Raw genomic sequence first — 8,736 nt, forward strand, 5'->3', positions numbered from 1 at the left:
TTAATTTTTTATTCATTGCACTAGCGTTATTAACCATATATTCTTTTAACGACCAAGAAGGATCAAATTTACCTTCGATCTCCGATTCAGGAATGGTAAGTAAGCGATTCTTTAGTGCCATTTCTACTACCTCTAAAACATCACTTTCGCTGCCGTTTATCTTCAGGGCCCTTAAATTTGGATTTAAATGTTGAAAGGCTGGATTCTGAATGACTTCCAAGTCCTCGATCATAAATCCAAAAAGACCGGCATAATGGTCACTCCACTCCGGTGGTAACCCAAAGCGTGAAATCATATGTTGAGCAACATCTTCTTTGATGTTTCCATGAAGAGATAAGATATACCCCCTCGTGTTCTTATCACTATCAATAACACCAGATAAACCATCTAAAGTAGTCAATGAGTTATAAATAAAGGCATGAGCCACATCACCAATTCCTACTTTACGTTCAATCCTCCTAAAAGGATCGTGACCTCTTGTAAGCTCCTTTCCTTCTACAACCACTGTTCTACCTTCAATAATACCTGCTGTTATAGCAGTAACCGCTTCTGGAATTCCTATATAAGAGGCAGCTAACACATGATCTTCCTCTTTCACAATAAATTGTAATTTTGCTTCAAAATGACGATCAGTACTCTGTAAATAAATATTCATACGTATTTTGCCATGACTTTTATTAGGTAGGGATATACCCCTGACCTAAAAAACAAAGTCAGAGGACAATCCCTCCTTTTATAATTTCATTTTTCATTCAAAAAAACATGGTAAATCAAACGATAACTGTTTGTCTGATCCTTCTGCCTTCTTTATAAAGTCTACTAACGATAGCGGATTTTTCTTTTCCCATTTAAGCGTGTGTCCCATTTCCTTTTCCATACGAATTAATTCGTTAAAATCGTCAGGGTAAAGTTCTGAGACCTTCTTCATCTCATTCGGTGAAAGAAAAATACAAAACTTACAGCTGCATCGTGAAACATATTGATAACAAGGGTGTGGCTTAATTCCAGCAAGCTCATTTAGTTTCATCACCTGATCCTTCATTAAATGATGGATAGGACGAAGCCAATCAACGTATCGCCCTTTTGTTGGTGCGTTTGCTGTCTTGTAAACTTGGAAATTAGGCTTATTAGCACGTCTTGGACTTTCTTGCGCCCTTTCACCGCTAACACACAAATAATTTCCAGCACCTAAGCTCCTTACCCACTTACTGTAGGTATCTCTTTTTTGGTAAGATGTGCAATACTGAGTTGCCCCTGAAGGCCATTTTCCCCTATCAATTATTCTTTCTTTTAAACTTTTATCTGGGTTAAGAATAACCATTGGCAATCCTAAAATATCTTGACAATACTCTAGATATTCATCAGTTTCCTTCCAATCAAAGAATGCCTCTTGCTTACCATCCACCCTAAAATGAACCATCTCTATTTGTTCTTTCGGTACACCGTAACCGTATAAAAGGAGTAAAACACAGGCTATACTGTCTCTACCTCCACTAAAATTACAATGAATTCGATAATCTCCAAATGGTTTCATTTCATCAGGCAGCGGGACAATTAGACTTTTAGCATACTCAGTTAATTTATCAATGTTCATAAAAATAGCTACTATTCTTTACGAACAGTAGCTTGCCTCCTCTCATTATAAAAATGAATATAGTAATCTCTTAATATAGAGTAAAAACTTCCTCTAAAGATAAGTTCCTTCTTGAACTTTTCTCCACTAAGTAAAAACCATTTGAATAATAATGATCTACCTGCTCCTTACGTAAAGAAGGTGGGGTATACCTCATCATAAAATCAGCTTCCATATCAGTTGCAGAATCAAACCAATCAAAGTATTCAGACCAATTAATATGAGCATTCCTACTTTGTATAGGGCTTCTTTCTCCAACGAAGATAGTAAAAGTCCATTCCTGCTTGTCTCTTTGTATATCTGCTCCAAGAATCTCCCAAAAGATAGCATCCTGACTGGTAGTGAATCCATGAATAGAATGTATACTTTCCATCTTGCAAAGGCTTTTCACCATTAAAGATTGTCCGTAAATTCCTTTAAAAGATTGAAGATCATAAATGACTAGGCTACGACTTGAAATATCAACATTACCTACACCTAATATCTCATCTTCTAACAAAAACACTCCAAAGAGTCCTGTTAGCGGATCAAACTTCACATATGATAAAGATAGATAGTATGGGATATCTTTCGAAAATCTAATCTGCAGATATCCTTTTCCTCCGCATTCTTCACATAAAGCTAAGGCGTTCTGATCATGACAGTAACCACAATCTATATTTGATATTAATCTCACAATTAGTTCCTCCTATTGAATCTCATGTATACCATCAGTGGTAAATACACGAACGACACTTTTGTAATGTTTGATATATACTTCCTGTTTCGCTAATCCTTCTTCATCGAGTACTTCTTGTTTTTCATTGACCTGCTTTGTTACACCTACAATGATGTGATTTCCGAAGTTTCCTCCTATTGCTCCACTAGCAACGGCTATACCTGCGTGAGTCACCTTTAAAGGAAGAAGCGGATTTTTCATCGTACTGTTCTTCGCTTTTGGTGTAACTCTTTTCTCAAATTCTTGATAGGCGAGTGATTGAGCAAGATCTTCAGCAAGTTCTTCATTACGTAATTTACCAGCTCTAAAGCATTGAATGTCTGTGCTACTAGGCACTATAAACATTTCTTCAATCTCTTCAATGGTTGGTAACACTTCAGGACCTTGATCCGCTATTTCTTTAAGGTATGCTTTCGTTTGTTTTCTAGCTTCACTGGAATGAGACTTTCCAAACTTTCCAAAAACAACAACTTGCTTAAATACCGGATACGCTTCGTCAGTGAAACGATAAACTTTTATATCCTTGAACCTCCCAGCTAGAAGAGAAGAACATGCTCCTAACACATATTGAGGTACACAGAACATTAGTAACCCATTATCAACGAGTACGTTTTTTGTTTTGCTGGTCAGCGTCCTGAGAAAGCGTAATTCAGTTCTCTCATGAAAATAGTGATAGGTAAGAGCACTCTTCGACTTTACTCGTTAAGATGCTCTTTTCCCCCACTTCACACGGTACGTGAGACTTTCACCTCATACCGCGTTCCATCTTTATCTAGTAATTCAAAGCACCTAACTTTTCTCTAAATACTTTAATCTTCTTCCACACTTTTGTATTGAGTAGAGAGTAATCCTTTTTATCGTGAATCATGGCGTGACACTTTTCGTGAACTGTAGCTAGTTCAGATACTTTGTTTACTTCATCGATAGGTAAATTAGGTCTTATATGATGAATAGTAACATCGTATGTACTAACTAGCCCTCCGCAAATTCTGCATTTTCCTTTGTCTCTATTGAATGCGTATGCTCTGTTAAGGAAATATTCAAAGTTATATCTGTTACCAGGTCTATTAAAGGCAAGCACGGCTGATAGATGGGTGGATAGTAGTTCATCTGCTCTAGCGAGAACAGGCTTTTTATTTGTCCTCTTTCTATACAGCTCTCTACCCTCGATAGAGTAAGGTGTTTCTTTTTGATTTTTGAGAGGTGGCATTTCCCATTTTGAAAATGCTAGAGAAGTAAGACCAATTTTCATATTGTCTGCTTTAATTACAAGAATTTTGGTCTTGTAACGGCTATGTACAGACCGTAAATTGTCCACTTCATTAGCGGGTAGCAACTCCCAAAACTTGTGAGCATTTTTACCTCTTGTCCTCCTTCTCTGCAATGATTTCAGAGCTTTGTTATGGAGACTATGTTGGTAGTTTTGCAATTCAACATTTACAGTGTTAGCAGGAGTGTAATACTCTATTAAGCCTCTAATCTTTGAGTTGATAAGATTAAAGTGATGTGCCAGATTCGTTTTAGAAAATCTGAGTTTATGAGCTTCTTTTTTAATCTCGTTGATTTTCTTCCGAAGCCTTTCTTTATTAGGACTCACTCTTGATATATAACCATTCTTTGATTTGCCTCTGATAATTTTGAATTCAAACCCAACGAATTTAATTGCTTTCCTACGAATATTGGTGATGACAGTTTTCTTATCCGACAATGTAAGCTTTAATCTATCTTTAAGGAATTTGGAGACTCTCCATTTCCACACCTCAGCGTTTCGTTTGGAATTAGTAATCAAAACCCAATCATCAGCATATCGGACTAGGTAAACTTCTTTAAAGTTGCCTCTAGTTCGTAATGCTTTAAAACGATTTTGGTTACTCGAATATTTGTGTTTGGTCTGCTTATTTTCCCACTCTCTAGTTATCCATTTATCCATAGCATCTAGGTAAACATTACCTAGGAGTGGAGAAATCACCGACCCTTGAGGTGTTCCTATTTCACTGGTTTGGAGTTCATTAAGTATGCCAGCTTTAAGCATACTTTTTATTATCATTAATACTCTTCTGTCACGTATCCCCATACCCCATAATCGTTTAATAAGTATGGTATGGTTTACGTTATCGAAAAATTTGCTAATATCCCCTTCTACAAACCAGTGGAATCCCGTTTTGTACACGATATCCTTAATCCTCTCCATTGCCATATGGGTATCTCGCATAGGGCGGAACCCGTATGAATGTCTGAAAAACTGAGCCTCGATAATTGGTTCAATTACGCTTTTGATACATTCCTGAATAATTCTGTCTATCATTGTAGGTATACCTAGTGGTCTCACCTCATTAGAACCACCTTTAGGTATATGCACCCTTCTGATCTTATGAGGTTTATAGTTTGTAAGTTTATCTTTTACCAACTTGATAACCTCTTCATAAGGGAGCTGGATTAAATCGTTTATATTTTTACCATCCACCCCAGGTGTTTTACTTCCTTTGTTTCTTTTTATTCTGTGGATGGCGGATAGTATAACCGCTTCGGATGATATTATTTCTAATAATCCTTTAAAGCTAACTGGTTCATTTTTATCAAGACAATCCTTTGTAATTTGGTACATTTTATCTTGTAGAGTGCGAAATTCTAATTCTGTATTTGGATAGTTAAGTTTTTGTACCATCGGCTTCACCCCTTTTTTTCAGAGATTAACCGTTTAATGGTTTAGTCAGTTACGCACAACGGCTTCCATAACTGTTAGGGTTTGAACTAAATAGATATAGACTATGCCCCTTCACTCCACATCTATTACAGATGTTTCATCATTACTACAGGCTGCTGCCACTCGATTTAGATGGTCATTTCCTACCATCGAGGAACATTGGAATATGCCTTCCTTTACATTTCCTATCGAGCCTCCGCTGTTCCTTATACCTTAGCTTTAATGTGGTCACCTTAGCTTCCTTCTTTACCCCGTCAGTCGTCATTTTGTCCATTGTTGGGGGACTTATGACAAATAACCTTTAGAGGTTAAATGTAGTAGAATAACGAAGTCCTTTATCTACCACGACTGAACTCCACTGTGGGAGCCAAACTCTTCATGTTCGAGCAGGTCTACGTAACGAGGCGTCGTAGAAGGTTCCTGTTCGTAAGCATAGTGACTTTTAGCCTCTCGCGTACTTCACTAACCGCTTCTCAGGTCTGTTTTCCCGCTTTTCACCGAGCTTCATACAAGATAAAGGCATCCTTATTTTGCATGTCGGATATTAGAGCTAGATTGCCAACATTCAATCTGGAATGGAATTACACCATTCAATTCAGGTATAAAGTTAGATAAATCTTTACAATTTGATTTACCCCCTAGTTTTACTGCTTATTTCTAAACAGATTGTCTAGGAACAACGCACACTACTTCATCGTAAGGAGGGTTAAGCCATAACAAACTATATTTAGGTTCCGTCCTTATCGATTCATATCCCTCATTTATGACAACATCTAATAGTTCCTCAGCTTTTTTTGCTCTAGATTTTTCAAGCTCTACACCAAAGCTTGCAACTGCTACGTCATACGTTTGTAGATACTGAGAAATCTGTTTAAGAGCCTTCCCTTCACCAGCACAAGGATCTAATAGATTTATTACTTCAGTTTCCTCATCTTGATTAATCTGAAGGTGAGGTAATATAAGTGATAATTGTCCTTCTGGTGTTGCGTAAAATCCACCTTTACTTTGCGATGCAATCCTAGCCATTTATTTTTCCTCCTAAAAATAAAAAACCGATCCATAAAAAGAATCGGTTTTCTAAGTAATGTATTATTTAATTACTTACCCTACTAAGCTCAATTGGTGTAAAAGGTTGTCCATTAATAAAACCAATAAATCCATCGATGATATATCGCAGTTCTCCCTTAAAGTTTAAAACTAAAAAGAAGTTGCCCGCTCGATCTTCAATAGGTTGCCATTTTACGAATTCGGCTTTAATCGGTTTTTTATTCCCTTTTAAAATCACTTCGATTTTTTCACCTACATTATAAGTCTTCATTATTGAACCAGCTCCAATCTTGTAGGGATTGGCTCAATTGCGTATGTTACTCTTTTACCCTTAAATCTATCTTTTACATAAGCTTGAATTTCCTTCTCTGTACCGATTTTCATAAAAATCCCTGGTTTAGAATTCTTATTTACCACTTTAATACGATACGGATGGACTTCAGTAGCCATTTGCATTTTAAAGATAGCTGGGCAAAGATCAATTGAATGAACAATATCAGTACGAATAAGTTGAGTGTATGCTCCTGTTTTTATTTCAATCTGAGCTTCACTTCCAATAGATAGTGACTTTAACTTAACCTCTCCTTGTACAAAATGTCCATTTCGAGAATAACCACCATTTTCTATTACATATTCAACCTTTTCAGTACGAAATTTCGCTTTCATCTTTCATCCTCCTAAAATGTGTAATTAATGAACCTCACAAATATTGTTATAAAAATAGATCATCTCGGCTGAATGTACTTCAACTCCATCAGATGCTCTTGTAAATAAGTCAGTAATGTAAGGGTTAAAATAGACCTTTTCTCCGTTTATAGGAGAACCTATTCCCTCAAAGGTTCCGCGAACAACTGCACAAACTCTTTTTCGTTGCTCACTTCTTATTTTTTCAATACCTGGCTTACTAACTACGAATTTCCCATTAGACATAAGTACAGTGGGGGCATAGGCAACCACCTTCCCATAACATGTACCTTTTACCAGGCTTTTAATTGAAAAAATTCCACCTTTAACAAGGTTATAGTAAACTTCTACTCTATCTCCTTTATTTAAAGTCATGCCCTCTCTTATCCTTAAGCAATGAGATTGCTGTAGCTGTTGATCAAACATGACCCTTTTCCTTTATAGATGTAAAATCATTGGCTGCCACAACAATGTGGTCTAAAACCTCGATACCTACAATTTTCCCAACTTCAACTAGTCTCTTCGTGACTTCAATATCCTCACGTGAAGGAACCGAATGCCCGGATGGATGGTTATGAGCTACAATAACGGAAGCAGCACTTCTCATTAATGCTTCGTTAAAGTAGGGTAAGAACCCGGCGCCTTGCTTAGTTGCCTAAGTAGGTTTCCAAGAACTCCCCTCCAAACCGTACGTACTCCTCTCAGAGTATACGGCTTTCCATTTATCAATCTAACTTTCCATTGTGTAAGTCATGGTGGCATTTTACACACATGGCAATCGTCTTGCGATTTCTTGCAATCATGGTTTGTTCCCATCGTTTCTTACCTTTTAAATCTTTAAGTTTATTGACATGATGCATTTCTAATGGAACATTTTCTGCACCACACCATTCACACTTTTCAGCTAAAAGGCGTTCAATGAGGCTTGTTCTGCCACCGTAAAGTAACGTATTTTCAATTATATCGACTGATTGTTTATTGATTTCCGAGTTCTTTTCCATTCGTTGTTCCGTAAAAAAGGCAATTTTAGGACCATCCTTCGTTTTATAATGTATACCGAATTTCCCGTTTATCGAAAATTCTGTAATGATTTTACTAACGGTACTTTTATATTTACTGGCATACGTTTTAATCATGCTGTATTTCATTGTTTGACGGAAAGATTGAAGTACATGCACATTGCTTGCTAGACGAAAATAATGATATAATCCTTCAATTTCCGCATTATACGTACGAAGAATTTCAAGGTCATCGTTATGCACTAGATACGGACGATGAACAGGTTTCCACCCATTGTTGCTGCCAATTTTTAATGCACCTAAATTGATGAGTTTTTTGATATATTTCTCATGTGGTACGAATAGCTTCGTTTGATAGTTGAACTTTCGCTTTTTCGTACCATTTGACATTTTCATTCTTTGCCAATCTCTTGCTACTCGAATGTCGTATCCTAGAAATCTAGCGTTTGTCTTACTATGTGTTATCAACGTTTTTTCAGCACTTAATTCTAATTTGAGTTTATCTGCTAGGTAATCTGTTAAATCCTTCTTGATTTGTTCAGCTTCTTTATTACTGCCAATAACCCCGATAATAAAATCATCAGCGTATCTCACATATTTCATTCGACGGTAGTTCGGGTCAAAGAGGTCTTTGCTCTCATGGCTTTGTAACTCTTTATATAGAGCTTTTAATTTTCTAAGCCTTTCAGCTTTTTCTTCTTCAGTTAACCGTTCCCAATCACGTTTATTTTTACTTTTACTATGATTAATCTTTGATGCTACGTTATGATAGATAAGATTATGTCTGCGCTTTTTACCTTTGTTATAGTCCAGTGCATATTGTTCTACATATTTATCTAATTCATGCAGATAAATATTCGATAATAACGGACTAATTATGCCACCCTGAGGGGTTCCACTGTAAGTTTTGTGAAAAGTCCATTCTTCTACA

10 protein-coding genes and 1 pseudogene are annotated in these 8,736 nt (G+C 36.6%); all 11 read right to left on the reverse strand.

From position 1 onward, the window contains the following. On the reverse strand, nucleotides 1-655 hold a 655-nt coding region (locus ACEWK1_RS26370), incomplete at its 3' end, for a hypothetical protein (RefSeq protein WP_416636807.1). Between the two features lie 93 nt (nucleotides 656-748). Then, nucleotides 749-1,594: a phosphoadenosine phosphosulfate reductase family protein gene (locus ACEWK1_RS26375; protein ID WP_212137895.1), complete on the reverse strand. Its 846-nt coding sequence runs from the start codon at nucleotides 1,592-1,594 to the stop codon at nucleotides 749-751. A gap of 70 nt (nucleotides 1,595-1,664) precedes the next feature. Next, nucleotides 1,665-2,309 carry a hypothetical protein gene (locus ACEWK1_RS26380; protein ID WP_212137893.1) on the reverse strand — a complete coding sequence of 215 codons (645 nt, stop codon included), beginning with the start codon at nucleotides 2,307-2,309 and terminating at the stop codon, nucleotides 1,665-1,667. A gap of 12 nt (nucleotides 2,310-2,321) precedes the next feature. Next, nucleotides 2,322-2,981: a DUF6094 domain-containing protein gene (locus ACEWK1_RS26385; RefSeq protein ID WP_285849234.1), complete on the reverse strand. Its 660-nt coding sequence runs from the start codon at nucleotides 2,979-2,981 to the stop codon at nucleotides 2,322-2,324. A gap of 142 nt (nucleotides 2,982-3,123) precedes the next feature. Beyond that, complete coding sequence (ltrA, locus tag ACEWK1_RS26390; protein ID WP_212137889.1) at nucleotides 3,124-5,016, reverse strand: group II intron reverse transcriptase/maturase; 1,893 nt, start codon at nucleotides 5,014-5,016, stop codon at nucleotides 3,124-3,126. A 696-nt stretch (nucleotides 5,017-5,712) separates the two neighbouring features. Then, nucleotides 5,713-6,081 carry a DUF6094 domain-containing protein gene (locus tag ACEWK1_RS26395; protein WP_212137887.1) on the reverse strand — a complete coding sequence of 123 codons (369 nt, stop codon included), beginning with the start codon at nucleotides 6,079-6,081 and terminating at the stop codon, nucleotides 5,713-5,715. A gap of 67 nt (nucleotides 6,082-6,148) precedes the next feature. Continuing rightward, the gene (locus tag ACEWK1_RS26400; RefSeq protein ID WP_098796458.1) at nucleotides 6,149-6,373 is read right to left on the reverse strand and encodes a hypothetical protein; all 225 of its coding nucleotides are present in this window, start codon (nucleotides 6,371-6,373) and stop codon (nucleotides 6,149-6,151) included. Beyond that, complete coding sequence (locus ACEWK1_RS26405; protein WP_098796459.1) at nucleotides 6,373-6,768, reverse strand: hypothetical protein; 396 nt, start codon at nucleotides 6,766-6,768, stop codon at nucleotides 6,373-6,375. The genes ACEWK1_RS26400 and ACEWK1_RS26405 overlap by 1 nt, the downstream gene beginning before the upstream one ends. A 24-nt stretch (nucleotides 6,769-6,792) precedes the next feature. Further along, nucleotides 6,793-7,212 carry a hypothetical protein gene (locus ACEWK1_RS26410; protein WP_212137885.1) on the reverse strand — a complete coding sequence of 140 codons (420 nt, stop codon included), beginning with the start codon at nucleotides 7,210-7,212 and terminating at the stop codon, nucleotides 6,793-6,795. After that, nucleotides 7,205-7,408 (reverse strand): annotated as a pseudogene (locus tag ACEWK1_RS26415) (JAB domain-containing protein); the annotation flags it as partial. The gene ACEWK1_RS26410 and the pseudogene ACEWK1_RS26415, both read right to left, overlap by 8 nt. Before the next feature lie 103 nt (nucleotides 7,409-7,511). Beyond that, a partial coding sequence (locus ACEWK1_RS26420) for a reverse transcriptase domain-containing protein (RefSeq protein WP_416636808.1) occupies nucleotides 7,512-8,736 on the reverse strand: 1,225 nt, incomplete at its 5' end.

The sequence above is a fragment of the Metabacillus sp. YM-086 genome (assembly GCF_048059995.1).
Lineage (GTDB): Bacteria > Bacillota > Bacilli > Bacillales > Bacillaceae > Metabacillus > Metabacillus litoralis_B.